This window comes from Rhodococcus sp. MEB032 (assembly GCF_030208925.1).
Taxonomy (GTDB): Bacteria; Actinomycetota; Actinomycetes; order Mycobacteriales; family Mycobacteriaceae; genus Rhodococcus_F; species Rhodococcus_F qingshengii.
Genome location: NZ_JARVSY010000001.1, coordinates 446,621 through 461,996 on the forward strand (window position 1 = coordinate 446,621; position 15,376 = coordinate 461,996).

Here is a 15,376-nt window from a genome sequence, read left to right on the forward strand (position 1 = left end):
GTCTGATACCCACCTGTTAGAACTCACCGTAGTTCTCGAACCCGATGGAGTAGCCCGAAGATGACGGCACAAGACGAAAAGTTCCGACTGTCCCGACGAGGTTTCATGGCCGCTGGAGCCGGCGCCGTGGCAGCGACCGCATTCGCCGGCTGGACGCCGGCCTACGCCGTCCCCGCCGGCTCTTCCGGCTCCGCGGGTGGTCCTGTCTCCACCCTCACGCCGCCGCCTGCCTTCCCCGAAGGCATCGCGCTGTACCAGCAGGCATATCAGAACTGGTCCAAGGAGATCATGCTCGACGCGATCTGGACCTGTTCGCCCAAGACACCCGAAGACGTAGTCCGCCTCGCGAACTGGGGCCATGCCAACGGCTACACCATTCGTCCCCGCGGTGCCATGCACGGCTGGACGCCGCTGACCATCGTCAACGGTGCGCCGGTCGACAAGGTCATCCTCGCCGACACCACGGTCCACCTCACCGGAGTCTCCGTCAACGCCGGTGGCAGCCCAGCCACCGTCACCGCAGGACCCGGCGCGACCCTCGACGCCATCACGACCGCACTGCAGGCACAGGGCCTCGGGTTCGCGAACCTGCCGGCGCCGGGTGTGTTGACCATTGCCGGCTGCCTCGCCGTCGACGCTCACGGCGCAGCGCTCCCCGCCGAAGGCGAAGCACACGTTCCCGGACAGACTTTCGGCTCACTCTCCAACCTCGTCACGTCCCTGACCGCAGTGGTCTGGAACGGCAGCGAGTACGCGCTGAAGACGTATGCACGTAGCGACGCGGCGATCAAGCCGCTGCTGACTCACCTCGGACGCACCTTCCTCACCTCCGTCACCTTGCAGGCCGCCCCCAATTACCGCATGCGCTGCGTCAGCCACACCGACATCGGTTGGCAGGAACTCTTCGGCGCCCGCGGAGCGTCCGGACGCACCTTCGAGAAGTTCGTCCGCGAAAACGGTCGCGCAGAAGCAATCTGGTACCCCTTCACCGAACGCCCGTGGATGAAGGTGTGGTCACTTGCCCCCACCAAGCCGCCGTTCTCGCGTGAGGTGACCGGACCGTACAACTACATCTTCTCCGACAACCTCCCGGAGCCGGTCACCGACATGATCGGCCAGATCAACTCCGGAAACCCGGGCATCGCACCGGCATTCGGGCAGATCATGTACGCCACCACCGTTGCCGGACTCGCCGCGACGTTCTCCAACGACCTGTGGGGATGGTCCAAGGACGTCCAGTTCTACATCCGGGCCACCACCCTTCGTCTGACCGAGGGCGGCGGAGCCGTCATCACCTCGCGCGCCAACATCGGCCAGGTCATCCACGACTTCACCCAGTGGTTCAACGGTCGCATGGAGTACTACCGCTCCATCGGACAGTTCCCCCTCAACGGCCCCGTCGAAATCCGTTGCTGCGGCCTCGATCAACCGTCGGATGTCGAGGTCGACTCGGCAGGCGCCCCCACCATCTCGGCCATGCGCCCGCGCCCCGACCATCCGGAATGGGACACCGCCATCTGGCTCAACGTCCTCGGCGTCCCCGGAACCCCCGGCATGTTCGCGTTCTACCGCGAAATGGAACAGTGGATGCGTAATCACTACAACAACAACGACGCCACCTTCCGCCCCGAGTGGTCCAAGGGCTGGGCGTTCGGCCCCGACAAGCCGTACACCGACACCCCGATCATCACCCAGGGCCTCCCCCAGACCTACCGCGACGGCGTCCCATCGAGCGACAACTGGGACACCGCCAACGCCGCATTCAACGCGTTGGATCCGCACAAGGTCTTCAGCAACACCTTCCTGGACCAGTTGCTGCCTTGAGGTTCAAGTACTGAGCGCACACTCTGACAACTCGACGGTCGTCGCCACTCCCCTTACTTTCGGGAGTGCGGCGGCCGTCGTGCGTTGCAGTGAGCGGGATGAAGGAGTCCCCCGCATCCCGACGAGGCAGCTGCCTCAATCGCGATCAGGATGGATCGCCTCGTGCATACTTTCCACTGCCCTGGCGTGAGTTGAGAGCTCGGACCGAGCCGACCGAATCGTGGCGCTGTCGCTGCGTGCCCCCGGCTCGGACGACGACGAGTCCTCTCCGGGGTTCGGCGCGCCACCAGCTGGATGCTCGGAGGAGCCGGTGCGCTCTTCCCTCTCCGCGCGGGCGCGCAACAACGACTCGGACTTCGGGGTATTTCGCATCGGAGCATTGTCCCAGATCCATCTCCTATGACTCACATTGAGCGCTCTCACCCCCGGCGACCAGGCCGTTCCTGAATATCAACACCTAGAATGTTCGCAACAAAATATCTACAGCGGTCAGGGTAGACATTCTCGCGAGGCTGTTGTATCTTTTTTCTCGTAGCAAGGAACGAGTCAAGAGATGCGGGAGAGATGAACTACCCGCAAGCAGTACCGCAGGGCAGGGACGTGCCGGGGCCGAATTCGTGTGTGAGTGTGTAGTCGGACCCGGCACCCCCCTTCAAAGCGGCTACCGGATGTCTTGTGCGAGTCCGGAAGTTCGAAAGAATGCAGTTATGTAAGTAAGTTCAACCCCATCCGGCCCCCGGCGCTCCTCGCGCCGGGGGCCCCGTCCGTTCAGCGAAAGAAGCGAGCCATTCCGGCAGATACACCACCGGGGGACCCCTCCGGCAGATTCGACGACGAGAACTATCCTGCGTACAGCATGGGACATGCGGCCGAGATCCTCGGTGTCAGGCAAGCTTTCCTTCGTAGCCTCGATGCCGCGAAACTACTTACCCCGCAACGCTCTGAGGGCGGACATCGCCGCTACTCCCGCTACCAGCTGCGCATCGCAGCCCGCGCGCACGAACTCGTAGCCAACGGCACGGCGCTCGACGCGGCTTGCCGCATCATCATCCTCGAAGACCAACTCACCGAAGCCCGTCGCATCAACGCCGAGCTTCAGCAAGCGCAGGACCTGCGAGAGGAACCGGACGCGGCACCCGAATGAGGACTGCACTGGAACAGCAGTTGCGCCTATACGGTCGATCTGACCCCTCCTCCTTCCAACTGCGGTAAATTCGGCCAATTGGGACATTGCTCGGCGTCGGTTGCTCGATTTCCACATCGAAGGGATCGCAGGCATGACTTCCTCCCACCACCGCGCTCGGGTGCGGCTGTCTGCTCTGTCGATCGCCTTGACCGTTGCCATTGCAACCGCTGCGTGCAGTTCCGACGATGACTCCGCAACAAACACGGGCAGCGCCTCTCCCAGCACCTCGAGCAGTCGGGAATCCACCGAGATCACGGACATCGTCCGCCGCCAAGTGGCCGACTTGGGCCTCAGTGCCGCTGTGTTCGGGGTGTGGCGAGGCGACGACGAAGTTGCTCTCGGCGCCGTCGGAGAGTCCCCTGTCGGAGTTCCGGCGACAACCGACATGCAGTTGCGCGTCGGCCAACCGATGGAACCGATGCTCTCGACAGTCCTGCTGCAACTCGACGAAGAGGGAACGCTTCCCCTCGATCAACCGATCGCGAAGTGGGAACCGAACTTTCCACGCGCAGACACCATCACTCCGCGAATGCTGGCCAACAGCACGTCGGGCATCTCCGACTACGTGACCGATCCACAGTTCCTCAAACTCTTCACGGACAACCCGATGAAGGGCTGGACTTCTCGAGAGATCCTGGATCTTGCCAACTCCCGCCCGCCGTTGTTCGAACCCGGCACCAGTTGGGCGTACGCGCACAGCGACCTGACGCTGCTCGGCGACGTCATGGAGAAAGCGACTGGAAAACCGCTGGGCGAACTACTTCAGCAGCGCGTCTTCGATCCACTCGGGATGGATCACAGCAGCGTTGTACTCACGTCGCAGATGGACGAACCGATCCTGCACGGTTACACCAATGAACGTGGAGTATTCGAAGACTCCACTTTCTGGAATCCGACGGCGTTCCTGCACAGCGGAAACATGAACGCGCCTGTCGCCGACGTCGGAAAGTGGGTGCGCGCGCTGGGAACGGGAGAGTTACTCTCCGACAAGGCTTTCGAGCAGCAGATGGCGCCGACGACTGCGGGCTTGGGAAGTATGACGGCGGACAAGTTCTTTTCCTTCGGGACCGGGCACCTCGACGGCTGGCTGGTGATGAACCCGTCGTACGGCGGTTACAACGGTCTCGCGCTCTACTACCCCGATTCGAAGACGACGATCGTCGTCTACGCCACACTCGGGCCGACAACCAACGCGGACCTCAACAACGCCGTGTCGATGGGGAAGGAGATCGGAACCCTCCTCGAGCCGGATCACCCGCCGCAGGTACCGACGCCGTGACGCCCCACACACGCTGGTCGTAAACAGCGCCGGTCGGCAACTTCCTGTTTACGCACGGATTACCTCCAGGACTTATCGCCCCATCACCATTCTCTTCAGTACCGAACGAAACGCGTCGGACCGCGGGTTGTCTCGCCAGTGAACGAGAACGTAGATAGATGGGGACAGGCCCGATGAGGAAATACGCGATGTCAGTGGCATGCACGGTTGCAGTCACAGCGGGGGTGACTCTTGTGATGTCGGTACCTGCCGGAGCGGACCCGTATGACGGTGGGTCGTGCCCGGCCGGTGCGGTATTCGCGGTCGGCGGAACGTGGGATCCGACGGGACAAACGACGCAACCCGTCACCGACCGCTACGTCGCCCAGGGTTACGCCTCCAAGCCGGTGACCTACCCCGCCAGCTTCTGGCCGCTCGGCGAACAGACGTACGACCAGAGCGTTGCCGCCGGCGCCCAGACGCTTCGCACCGAAGTCAACGCTTTCCACGCTCAGTGCCCGGGCAGCGAGATCGTCGTCACCGGATACTCACAGGGAGCACGGATTGCCGGCGACGTTCTCGGTGACATCGCACGTGACGGATCCATTCCCCAATCGCAAGTCGAAGGCGTCCTCTACGCCGACCCTCGCAACTCGGCCGGGGGCATCGAAACCGTAGTGCCCAATGTCGTTCCGGGAGCGACGATGTCCGGAGCACGCGGCGGATTCGGAGACATCGCAGTGCAGGAAGTCTGCATCGAGGGTGACGGCATCTGCAACATGCCCAAGCCGCGTGATGCGCCCGAGGTGTTCGTGGATTCGGTCTTCGGCTACTTCACGAAGCACAACACCTACACGCCGATGATGTCCGAGCCCGCTCCGCCTGCTCCCCCGGCGCTGCCGCAGACACCGTCGGTGCCACTGCAACCGGCTGACGTCGCCACTGCGATCGTGACACGGGTCGTCGAGAACATCACTCCGTATCTGAGCGCTGCACTCGCCACCGTGCTGACGAAGTAACGCGACACCGCTTGTTCGGCTGACTGAAAGTCGACCGATTCGTACAAGTCGAGAGCAACCGCTATCAAGCACCATCGATCACATGCTCACCTTCATCGTCAGATACGGGTACGTCCCGTTCATGCTCTTGGGAATCAACGGAGCCGCAATCGCGCTCGCGGCATCCGGCGCGCCGAAATGGTCACTGGTGGCATTGATTCTCTTCGCAGTGGCCTGCTCTTTCGCGGCCGAACGGGCGCTTCCCTACGAATCTTCGTGGAATGCCCCGGGACCGGACAGGTTTCGCGACGCTGTCCATGCGTTTGTCAACGAATCCCTCATCTTGGTCAGCGTCGCGGTAATCCCGTTGATGGCCGCGGTGATTCCGTTCGACGGGCTGTGGCCGAGCGGTCTTCCGTTTGTCCTTCAGGTCGTCTTCGCAGTGTTGGTTGCCGATTTCGGCATCACCGTGGTGCATTTGATCAGCCACAAGGTTGGATGGTTGTGGCGTTTCCACGCGGTTCATCACAGCCTCGAACGGTTCTACGGTATGAACGGACTGATGAAGCACCCCGTGCATCAGACTTTCGAAACCGCCGGTGGCGTCCTGCCACTGATCCTCCTCGGGATGCCCGTTCCAGTTGCCTCGGCGCTCGCGGTTTGTGTCGCTGTCCAACTCCTGCTTCAGCATTCGAATGCCGACTACCGCATCGGCCCCCTGCGTCCGATACTCGCCCTCAACGCCGGCCACCGATTCCATCACCTGAAGTGGGCGGGAATCGGTGACGTCAATTTCGGTTTGTTCACTCTGATCTGGGATCACATGTTCCGCACTTATTCTTTCGATCCGGAAAAGCGCTTCAGCAGTGACGATCTCGGAATGGCGGCCAAGCCCGACTACCCGGACGACTACCTCGGCCAGTTGGCCGAACCGTTCCGGAGACAGAACTGACGGACGAGGGGCGGAGATTCAGCCCGCGAGTACCCGTCGCATGACGGGCTTGGCTGCAAACGCACTGGCCAACACCAACGCGATCCCCACAGCCAGGGTGACGCCCAACTGAACCAGCGCCATCGGAGTGGTCAATACGGCTGCCCCTGCCAGTGGGAAGAGGAACAGCAGTGCAGCGCCGGCACCGGCCAGTGCCATCACCACCACGGGAGTGCGAACGTGCCTCATGCGGGCGCTGTCCATCACCTCGACAGGTGTGCCGGCCAAAGTCAGACTCCGATACAGCTCACGGTTGTCGAGGATCCCGGATACCTGGGTGAGCGCAGACGAGATGGCCGCCAACGTGAATGTTGCTCCGAGAGTGAACAACACCCCGGTTCTCATGTCCGCGAACAGGAACTCCTGCCCTGGCTGCAAATCCTGTCCCTCCCCGTTGCCGATCGCGGCGAGGAGAGATGTGCCTGCGGCAACAAAGCTGGCCATCGTCACACCGCTGACCGTGCGCCACACAGCCTTCGGATTGTCCAAGACCCGACGCGCCGCAATCAGCGAAGCACCGTCTTTGGCGCATTTGAGCATGATCCGTCCAAGCAGCGAAATGACGAACGGACCGACCAACGCAACAACGCCGAAGCAGAGACCAAGGCCCACCAGGATTGCCGCGATGCTTGCCGCGGAGCCCCCGAATGCACTCCATCCCACAAGAACCCCCACCCCAGCCACCGCGACGATCATCTTCGGTGCGGCGCTGGGATTGCCCGCCGTGACGCCCAACGGGCTCACGAACACCTGGCGCATCCCGAGCATCGACGTCAAAGCAGCCAGGATGGTCATTCCGAATACGATGCCCACCAGCGGAAGTGCGCCTAACCAAAGCTCACTCCACTCGAATGTCCGACCTTGAAATCTCAAGAGAGCTAAGAGCGGCAACGCGAGGAGGTATCCCACCACACCGATCAACGCACCGGCCAAGCCCTGGATACCCGATTCCGCAGCGCACAGCGCAACGATCTGGCGAGGGGTGGATCCGATGAGTCGCAGCGAGGCAAGTCGTTCGTCGCGACGGCGCGCGCCCAAGCGGGCCGCCGCCAGGCCGAGAGTGACGGCTGGAACGATCATCAACACCGAAGCAACCCCTGCGAGCGCTAGGTACGCCTCGGCTTCGGGTTCGCTCGATCTGCCCGCAAATGCACCGTAGCCGCCGAGCACCGTCAGCAACAACGTCGTCGAGGCGGCAAATGCGGACACTGGGAGCGCGAAGGTACTCAAGGCCTTTCGGCCTTCACCTCGCACCGTCATCAATGCAACGCGCGCTGTGGCCTTCATGCCGCCACCTGTGTCCCGACGAGCGAACCGGCCTGCATCATCATCGTGCGATCACACCACCGAGCGACTTCGGCATCGTGAGTGACGACGACCAACGCAGAACCGATCTGTTGAGCCGAATCACGCAACACCCTCATCACTTCCCAACTCGTCTGCGCGTCGAGTGCACCGGTCGGCTCGTCTGCGAAGAGAACGGCGGGTTTGGTCACCAACGCTCGCGCAATCGCCACACGTTGCGACTGACCACCCGACATCTGACCCGGGCGACGGTCCTGCAGACCGTCCAGTCCCAATGGCGCGAAGAAGCCGTGCGCCGTCCGCTTGGCTTCGGCGATGGACAACCCGTTGAGCACCAAGGGCAAAGCGACGTTCTCGATCGCCGGAAGCTCCGGTAACAGTTGGCCCGATTGAAAAACGAACCCGTACGACTCCCGTCGGAGCCGGCTGCGGTCGTTCTCACCGAGGTTCTCGATATGCCTGCCGCTCAGCAGGATTGCTCCCGAGTCGGGCTTGACGATTCCTGACATGCAATGCAGCAGTGTCGACTTCCCCGATCCTGAAGGACCCATGATGGCCGTGGCAGTACCGGCGCGCACTTCCAGCGATACACCTCGGAGCACCGGAACGTCGCCGTACGACTTGCCCAGCGCGTGGACCGACAGGACTGCGGGTGCTTGTGCGTTGTTCATGATTCCACCTTCTCGTGAACCCTTCGCGAACACATCGGCCCAGCGCACGATCTTCGGACTGAGCTCGGTCCTACCGGAGGATGACCGGACCCCGAGCTCTGTCAGGGTCGTCACTATGATTTCCGACATGACCTGGTCCGGCGCCGTCCACATGCAGCCCGGAATTCTCATGTTCACCGGCGCAGTGGGATCCGCGCACATGCATTCGCACGCCGCTGTTCAGATCATGATCATCGACGACGGGGACGTCACGGTCACGGACGGGGACGGCCACAGTGAAGTCGTGCGGTCCGTGGTCATTCCATCCGGGGCGGTCCACGCGTTGTCCGCCTCCGAGGGCGCGCGGGGACGAGCGATTTACGTGGACTCCACCACGGGAATGGGCCGGCGCATCAGGCCGCCTGTATCCGAGCACGGTGGTGTGGCCGACTGGTCGGACCGTGGGCGGACCGCAGTAGCGATGACGGACCGTGGCGCTGATTCGGATCTGGAATACGCAGCGAGGCTGATCGATTCACTGTCCGAAAGCAAGCAGCCGTCGAACGTACGCGCTCTTCACCCTGCACTCGAGCATGCTCTGACGATACTGCCCGAGCGACTTTCGGGGCCGATAACGGTGACGGACACCGCCGCGCTGGTCTCCATCTCGCCCGGCCGATTGGGAAGAATCTTCAACGATCAACTGCAGATGAGTTTTTCGACCTACATTCGTTGGTTGCGGCTACGACGCGCCATGGAAGTGATGAGCGGTGGCGCAAGCCTGACAACCAGTGCACACGAGGCCGGTTTCACCGACAGCGCCCATCTCAACCGGATCTGCCACAGCATGTTCGGACTCACGCCCAGCGCCGCGACCGGCGATCTCACCTGGAATTGACGCTGCTCCTCAACTGATGCTGCCCACCGCCGACCTCGCCAGTAGCGACAGACGACTGTAGAGGCGCGCCAACCCCGGCACGTCCCGGAGGCTGCCTGCCACTTCTTCGACGTAAGCGTCGGCGTAGATCGTCAGCCGCGCATCGACGTCATAGAGAACATCGACGACATTCGCGAAACGGCGAAGGGCAAATTCCGACGCCTCGGCGAGCACCGGCACTCCGAAGATCACCCAGTCGTCGAAGCGGGCGGCGAGCGTGAGGTAATCGGCAGCCGAGGTCGAACCAGTGCACAGCACCTCGAAGTCGAACCAGACGACACCGTCTCGAATCGCCGAGCACTCCAATGTGCGTGTGCCTATCGTCAATTCGACACTTTCGCCCGAAGGCCGCGTAATTCCCGAGCCGACGAGGAATTCCCCTGTCGCAAATCGGTAGTCCCCGGCACCTGGCTGTCCCACCGTCCGATAGTCGACGGAGCCACCCAACTCGATCACCTCGAGAGTCCGCTCCATCAACTCGATCGACGGAACGAACTGCTCGTGAAAAAGCGGATTGGGAAGAAGATCGGTCGGCGGAACATTGGACGTGACGACAACAGTCACGCCTTTCGCGACGATTGTGTCGAGAACCCTTGCCATGAACATGGCGTCGGCGACGTCGTCGAGGTGGAACTCGTCGAAACAGAGCACACGGATTCCATCGACGACGTGATCCAGTGCCACGCCCATCGAGCCGAGTTCATGCGCCCGAGAGTGCAGATCTGCAAAGAACCGATGAAAGTGAATGCGCCGCTTGCCGACCGGGAGCCTGTCGTAGAACTCGTCCATGAGCATCGTCTTCCCGCGGCCGACGCTACCCCAGAGATAGATCCCACCCCCGACCTCACCGCCCGAGATCCGGGCCTGCAGTGCGTCGAGGGCTTCGCGTGCCGCCAACTGCTCTTTGTCCAGTAGCATAAGACTCCTCTACGTCTGTAGAGTCGAGGCTAGTGATCGAAGGCAAATCGAGTCAATGTGACCCTCACGACGCACCATCAGCAACATTCAACTCCGGCAGCATGCAACATCGACAGCAAGGAACGGCATGAAGCCCGATCGCAGAGCCCTCATCGCGGCATCCGCCGTCACGATCATCGCCGAGCAGGGCCCGCGTGCACTCACCCATCGGGCGGTTGATCAGTCCCTGGAACTTCCTGCCGGTTCGACGTCGTACTATTTCCGCACTCGCGAGGCACTACTCGAAGCAACCGCATTGCACATCGTGCACCGGTCACGTTCGATATTCGACGAACTCCGCGAGAGGCCCAGCGATCCTGCTGCCCTGACGGCCGAGTATCTCGATGATCTTCTTTCGCACCGCAGACACGAATTGATCGCGAGATATGCACTACTCCTGGAAACTCCCCGAGATTCGGCACTGCACCAACTCCTCGAAGACAGCCTGTTTTCACGGGAGAAGGCAAGGCCTGTCTTCGACATCGTTGGCGTTGACGATCCTGACGTCGCCGCCGCAAATTTTCTGAGCCTTCTGGAGGGCTTGATCTTCGACTACTGCCTCGGAGCGCGTAGCCGAGATCCCCGCTCCTCCGAAACCGTTCGGCAACTTCGGATCCCGATCGACATCTATCTGCGCGGAGTTGGTGCCACCTGAAAGATGTTGGTCAGCAGAGGCTTCCGGTGCAGGGTCGTTGACCAGAGAACAGTGCCGCGACAAACGGGGTGCTGTCTGGAACCGAAGCCGGAACGGTTCCCAGATGATCAGTGGGATAGGTATGGAATGCAAAGTCGACACCGTTGGCAGTAAGGTCGGCCGCGAACTTCAGTGTCAGCGGTGCCGGAACATCGATGTCCGACAACCCCTGACCGATGAAGAACGGGCGGTCGTATCCTGCGGTCGGCACAGTGAGCAAGTCACGCGCAGCCTCCATGAATACTGGATTGTCCAGCGACTTCGTCAGCACCTGCCCGAGTGTGACGGTTCCGTACTTCGTGCGCGCCTCGGTGTAGCACATGTTGTTCTCGACGTCGTCGAGGATGGTCTTGCCGAGCGGGGTCAGATACGAGTCGATGTCGATATCCGGCCGCGAAGCACGCAGTCCGTCAAGAACGTTCGCGATGTAGACCGTCGTACCTTTGAGCGGTAGCGCCGGGAAAGCCGGACCACCGAGCGGTAGAAGATTCTCGATGTTCGAGGGGACACCAGTGGCGACAGCGCCGCGGTAGTCCAGCTCCGGCGCGTAATCAGTGGCAAGCGAAGCGGTGAACATAGTCGCCTGCCCACCCTGCGACTGCCCCATCGCAACCCATGCGCTCGACAGGTCGTCGTCGACCGCACGAGCGGCACGCACCATATCCACAACGCTGTGTGCAGCGGAACGCCCGTCGAGATACGGGTGAACACCGGGTGTTCCGAGCCCCACGTAGTCGGTGGTCACGACCGCGTATCCCTGCTCCAGCCAGTGACCCAGATGCGTCGCGGTCCGTTCGAGTGGAACACTGCTGCTCGGCGCACACTGATCCGCGACACCCACCGTCCCGTGCGCGTAGGAGATGACCGGCCAACCACCCTCGGGCGGAGCTCCCTCTGGGCGATACACCACACCGGTACTCGTCATCGGCGCATCCTTCGGGCCCGTCGACCAGTACGTTACCTTCGTTGCGCTCACGGCACCCGGGATCACCCGGTCGGGACCGAGCAACTCCTGACTCACGACAGCACCCGGAGCATCGTTCGGTTCCGCTCCGGCCGGCGCCGCAACTGTCAACGCCACCAACGCACTCGCACTCAGTCCGACGAGCGTCCTACACAGTCGCTTACTCACGTACTTCTCCTACCGATTGCGATGAGGGTGCATATGTGGTGATCGGCCCCACATCAGCTGATCGAGTTCAGACCATAGAACAGCCTTACCATTTGGTCAACCTAAATTTCCGCTCCGCATCGACCGTCGTGACACGCCTGCTCGGGTAGGGTGGCGGTGTTCGATACGTGCAGGTCCCCCGCGAGATCAGGAGGCCGAAAGGCTCTCTCATGTCAGCACCTGATCTCCCGACCTTCCCTGCTTCGCAGCAGAAGTCGGTGGCCGCGATCCTCCGAGCAGCAGGTTGCGTCTTCGCCGAAGACGAGGCTCGCCTACTTCTTCACACCGCACGCTCTCGCGATGAACTCGACGCGATGGTCGACCGACGAGTTGCCGGCGAACCACTCGAGCCCGTCCTCGGATGGGCCGAGTTCTGCGGCTTGCGCATTCACATCGACTCCGGAGTCTTCGTCCCACGCCGGCGCACCGAGTTCCTCGCCTGGCAGGCCTGCTCACTTGTCACCCCAGGAAGCGTCGTCGTCGACATGTGTTGCGGCTCAGGAGCTGTCGGTGCTGTCCTGCAGTCGACGCTCGACGCCGTCGATTTGTACGCGGTAGACGTGGAACCGGCCGCAGTGCGGTGCGCTCGCCGAAACATCACACCGCCCGAGCGTGTACTCGAAGGCGATTTATTCGAACCACTGCCGACGAAATTACTCGGTCGCGTGGATGTCGTCGTCGCCAATGCACCTTACGTCCCCACCGAATCGATCAGGCTGATGCCGCCCGAAGCCCGTCTTCACGAACCGCTGGTCTCGTTGGACGGCGGTACCGACGGACTGGACCTGCAGCGTCGCATCATCGCGGACGCCGCGCCGTGGCTACGACCGGGTGGCTGTCTTCTCGTCGAGACGAGTACGGAGCAGGTCGAAATGACTGTTGAAACATTCACTCGGGGAGGGTTTCTCACTCGGGTGGCAACCTACAGCGAGACCGCGTCGACCGTGGTGATCGGTCAGCGTTGAAGGCGATCGGATCCTGGCGTGGACCACTCCCGAGCGCGGGCGGCAAAGCCGTCGACAAAAAGCCCGAACGCGCGATCGACGCGGGCCCGGTCCCCGGTGGCCAGAAGATCCATCGACAGACCCCGCATTTGCGAGAGCAACAGAGTAGCGACAGAGGCAACATCGTCCTCGGGGCAACCCGCTTGTCGTAGACCGGCTTCCAGTGCCTCGATCCAATCGCCCACAAAACGGTCCAGGAACCGTCCGTAGCGGTCGCGGTCGCCGAGCGCGAGGGCGTAGATCTCGACCATCACCCGGAACCGCGGCAGGACCTCCGGCGTCGTACGTTCGGTCCACCACGCAGTCAGCACTGTCGCCGGATCGACCCCCGGTTTCATCGGCACCGCAATCGGAATGGACTCACCACGCATGTTCTCGATGACCTCGGAGAGCAGATTCTCCTTGCTCTCGAAATGGTTGAGCAACGACGCATGCGACACACCCACGGCCTTGGCGAGCTGCCTCACCGTCAATTCCCCGACACCGTTGTCGATGACGTAGCGGGTCAGCGCGTCGAGCAACTCCTCACGTCGCCCGGCGTATCTCAGGCTGCGTTTGTCGATGCGTTCGGGCTCCGGCACATATCCACCCTACCGGCCGGAATCACCAGGTCAGCGGCTGACTGCCTTCTGATACCGACGAATAGCGAACGGCACGAAGACGATCAGCAAACCGAAAGTCCACAACAACGACGCGATGACCGGATTCTGCAATGGCCACGCATCCGGAACCGTCATCGCAGGATTGGTATTGCCGAACAATTCACGCACCGCCTGGGTAACCGCCGACACCGGATTCCATTCGGCGATCACTTTGAGCGGGCCGGGAAGATTGGTGGTCTCGACAAAAGTGTTCGCGATGAACGACAGCGGAAAGATGACGATGAAGCTCGCGTTGTTGAATACCTCCGGTGTCCGGATCCAAAGCCCGACAACAGCCATGACCCACGACAACGCGTACGCGAAGAACAGAAGCAGCGCATAACCCGCCACCGCTTCGAGGAAACTGGAGTGAATCCGCCACCCGACCAGAAGACCGGTCAACGACATGACCACCAAACTGATGACGTTGATCAACACGTCACTCGATGTTCGGCCTGTCAGCACGGCAGACGGAGCCATGGGCAGCGATCGAAATCTGTCGATGATTCCTTTCTGAATGTCTTCGACCATCCCCAAACCAGTCCAGGTAGCACCGAATATGACCGTCTGCGTGAAGATTCCGGCGATCAGGAATTCTCGATACGACGTGCCCGGGACGGAGATCGCACTGCCGAACACATACGCGAACAAGAGCACGAACATGATCGGCGACAAAGTGGTGAACACCAGCAGATCCGGAACGCGCTTGATCTTGATCAAGTTTCGCCTGGCGATGGTCAAACCGTCTTCGAGCGCCATCTGCACGGTCATTTCTGATCCTCCAGTTCAGCCTGGTGCCCGGTCAGTGTGAGGAAGACATCGTCGAGAGTGGGTCTGCGCAGGCCGACGTCGAATACGCGGATACCTCGTGCCGACAGAAGATTCAGCGCCGCGACCAACGCGTCGGTGCCGTCGTCGACAGGAACGGTGACGCGACGGACATTCTCTTGAACCTGAATGTCCCCCACGGCAAGCGAGCGCAATTCCTCGCGGACGATGTCGAGATGCTCGACCTCGTGCACACTCAGTTCAATGCGCTCACCCCCGACCCGCGCCTTCAACTGGTCTGCAGTACCGCGCGCGATGACCGAGCCGCGGTCGATGACGGCGATCTGGTCGGCCAACCTCTCGGCTTCCTCCATGTATTGCGTCGTGAGCAACAGCGTGGTCCCCTGAGCCACCAACCCTTCGATGACGTCCCAGAGACCGAGTCGCGCCCGAGGATCGAGGCCGGTGGTCGGCTCGTCGAGAAACAACACCTGCGGCCGAGCAACCAATGCGCCGGCGAGATCGAGACGTCGCCGCATTCCGCCGGAATAGCCCTTGACCGGCCGATCTCCAGCCTCGACGAGATCGAACTGCTCGAGCAATTCACGCGCTCGGGCCTTACTGCTTCGGGCGCCGAGGTGATACAGCCTCCCGACCATGTCCAAGTTCTCATAGCCCGTCAGGTACTCGTCGACCGCGGCGTACTGACCCGAAGCACCGATCTTGGACCGCAACGCCCGCGCATCCTCGACCACGTCCAGCCCGGCAACCTTGGCGCGTCCACCGTCCGGAATGAGCAGCGTCGTGAATATCCTTACCGCAGTGGTTTTTCCGGCGCCGTTGGGGCCCAACAGAGCCATCACCGAACCCTCGCGCACTTCCAGGTCGATGCCGTCCAATGCCGTGACGTCGCCGTACTTCTTGACCAGCCCCTCGGCCACAATCGCTTCGGTCATGAGCCCTCCCGCATCGGTAATCCGTCGGTAGTCCGT

The 15,376-nt window shown here is 61.9% G+C and carries 16 protein-coding genes; 8 read left to right on the forward strand and 8 right to left on the reverse strand.

Going from position 1 to position 15,376, the window contains the following annotated elements; genetic code table 11:
* The first annotated feature begins 60 nt into the window (after positions 1-60).
* Positions 61-1,824, forward strand: a complete 1,764-nt coding sequence (locus tag QRN54_RS01990) for a cholesterol oxidase substrate-binding domain-containing protein (RefSeq protein WP_007734073.1) — start codon at positions 61-63, stop codon at positions 1,822-1,824.
* 135 nt (positions 1,825-1,959) lie between these two features.
* Here QRN54_RS01990 and QRN54_RS01995 read toward each other — a convergent pair whose 3' ends face one another.
* Positions 1,960-2,196: a hypothetical protein gene (locus tag QRN54_RS01995; RefSeq protein ID WP_007734072.1), complete on the reverse strand. Its 237-nt coding sequence runs from the start codon at positions 2,194-2,196 to the stop codon at positions 1,960-1,962.
* A gap of 484 nt (positions 2,197-2,680) precedes the next feature.
* Here QRN54_RS01995 and QRN54_RS02000 point away from each other — a divergent pair, with 484 nt between their 5' ends.
* From QRN54_RS02000 to QRN54_RS02015, 4 genes are all read left to right on the forward strand, one after another.
* Positions 2,681-2,968 carry a MerR family transcriptional regulator gene (locus QRN54_RS02000; protein ID WP_003945791.1) on the forward strand — a complete coding sequence of 96 codons (288 nt, stop codon included), beginning with the start codon at positions 2,681-2,683 and terminating at the stop codon, positions 2,966-2,968.
* Positions 2,969-3,101: 133 nt separating this feature from the next.
* Positions 3,102-4,289 (forward strand): serine hydrolase domain-containing protein, encoded by a 1,188-nt coding sequence (locus QRN54_RS02005; protein ID WP_050794088.1) that lies wholly within the window; start codon positions 3,102-3,104, stop codon positions 4,287-4,289.
* A 188-nt stretch (positions 4,290-4,477) separates the two neighbouring features.
* Positions 4,478-5,287 (forward strand): PE-PPE domain-containing protein, encoded by an 810-nt coding sequence (locus tag QRN54_RS02010; RefSeq protein ID WP_228401879.1) that lies wholly within the window; start codon positions 4,478-4,480, stop codon positions 5,285-5,287.
* Between the two features lie 82 nt (positions 5,288-5,369).
* Positions 5,370-6,218 (forward strand): sterol desaturase family protein, encoded by an 849-nt coding sequence (locus tag QRN54_RS02015; RefSeq protein ID WP_285181505.1) that lies wholly within the window; start codon positions 5,370-5,372, stop codon positions 6,216-6,218.
* A gap of 18 nt (positions 6,219-6,236) precedes the next feature.
* Here QRN54_RS02015 and QRN54_RS02020 read toward each other — a convergent pair whose 3' ends face one another.
* Positions 6,237-7,544, reverse strand: coding sequence for an FtsX-like permease family protein (locus QRN54_RS02020; protein WP_217018360.1), 1,308 nt, complete (start codon positions 7,542-7,544; stop codon positions 6,237-6,239).
* Positions 7,541-8,386, reverse strand: coding sequence for an ABC transporter ATP-binding protein (locus QRN54_RS02025; RefSeq protein WP_019746872.1), 846 nt, complete (start codon positions 8,384-8,386; stop codon positions 7,541-7,543). Before QRN54_RS02025 ends, QRN54_RS02020 begins: the two co-directional genes overlap by 4 nt.
* Between QRN54_RS02025 and QRN54_RS02030 the strand changes: the two genes are divergently transcribed.
* The gene (locus tag QRN54_RS02030) at positions 8,361-9,110 is read left to right on the forward strand and encodes a helix-turn-helix transcriptional regulator (protein WP_065456243.1); all 750 of its coding nucleotides are present in this window, start codon (positions 8,361-8,363) and stop codon (positions 9,108-9,110) included. The genes QRN54_RS02025 and QRN54_RS02030 overlap by 26 nt on opposite strands.
* Positions 9,111-9,119: 9 nt before the next feature.
* Here the strand turns inward: QRN54_RS02030 and zapE are convergent, their stop codons facing one another.
* Positions 9,120-10,067, reverse strand: a complete 948-nt coding sequence (zapE, locus tag QRN54_RS02035) for a cell division protein ZapE (RefSeq protein WP_285181506.1) — start codon at positions 10,065-10,067, stop codon at positions 9,120-9,122.
* Between the two features lie 127 nt (positions 10,068-10,194).
* Here zapE and QRN54_RS02040 point away from each other — a divergent pair, with 127 nt between their 5' ends.
* Positions 10,195-10,761 carry a TetR/AcrR family transcriptional regulator gene (locus QRN54_RS02040; RefSeq protein WP_054831897.1) on the forward strand — a complete coding sequence of 189 codons (567 nt, stop codon included), beginning with the start codon at positions 10,195-10,197 and terminating at the stop codon, positions 10,759-10,761.
* Positions 10,762-10,771: 10 nt separating this feature from the next.
* Here QRN54_RS02040 and QRN54_RS02045 read toward each other — a convergent pair whose 3' ends face one another.
* A complete protein-coding gene (locus QRN54_RS02045; protein ID WP_003945755.1) occupies positions 10,772-11,932 on the reverse strand; it encodes a lipase family protein in 1,161 nt (386 codons plus the stop codon).
* Positions 11,933-12,141: 209 nt separating this feature from the next.
* On the opposite strand from QRN54_RS02045, the gene QRN54_RS02050 reads away from it, so the two are divergent.
* Positions 12,142-12,936, forward strand: a complete 795-nt coding sequence (locus tag QRN54_RS02050) for a putative protein N(5)-glutamine methyltransferase (RefSeq protein ID WP_042920512.1) — start codon at positions 12,142-12,144, stop codon at positions 12,934-12,936.
* Here the strand turns inward: QRN54_RS02050 and QRN54_RS02055 are convergent.
* The 3 genes from QRN54_RS02055 to QRN54_RS02065 are packed head-to-tail and all read right to left on the reverse strand — an operon-like array spanning position 12,927 to position 15,340.
* Positions 12,927-13,556: a TetR/AcrR family transcriptional regulator gene (locus tag QRN54_RS02055; RefSeq protein ID WP_007734052.1), complete on the reverse strand. Its 630-nt coding sequence runs from the start codon at positions 13,554-13,556 to the stop codon at positions 12,927-12,929. The two genes, QRN54_RS02050 and QRN54_RS02055, sit on opposite strands and share 10 nt — an antisense overlap.
* Positions 13,557-13,586: 30 nt before the next feature.
* Entirely contained in the window at positions 13,587-14,387 is an 801-nt protein-coding gene (locus tag QRN54_RS02060) for an ABC transporter permease (RefSeq protein ID WP_003945537.1), read from the reverse strand.
* On the reverse strand, positions 14,384-15,340 hold the full coding sequence (locus QRN54_RS02065) for a daunorubicin resistance protein DrrA family ABC transporter ATP-binding protein (RefSeq protein ID WP_003945489.1): 957 nt from the start codon (positions 15,338-15,340) through the stop codon (positions 14,384-14,386). Before QRN54_RS02065 ends, QRN54_RS02060 begins: the two co-directional genes overlap by 4 nt.
* Positions 15,341-15,376 lie beyond the last annotated feature (36 nt).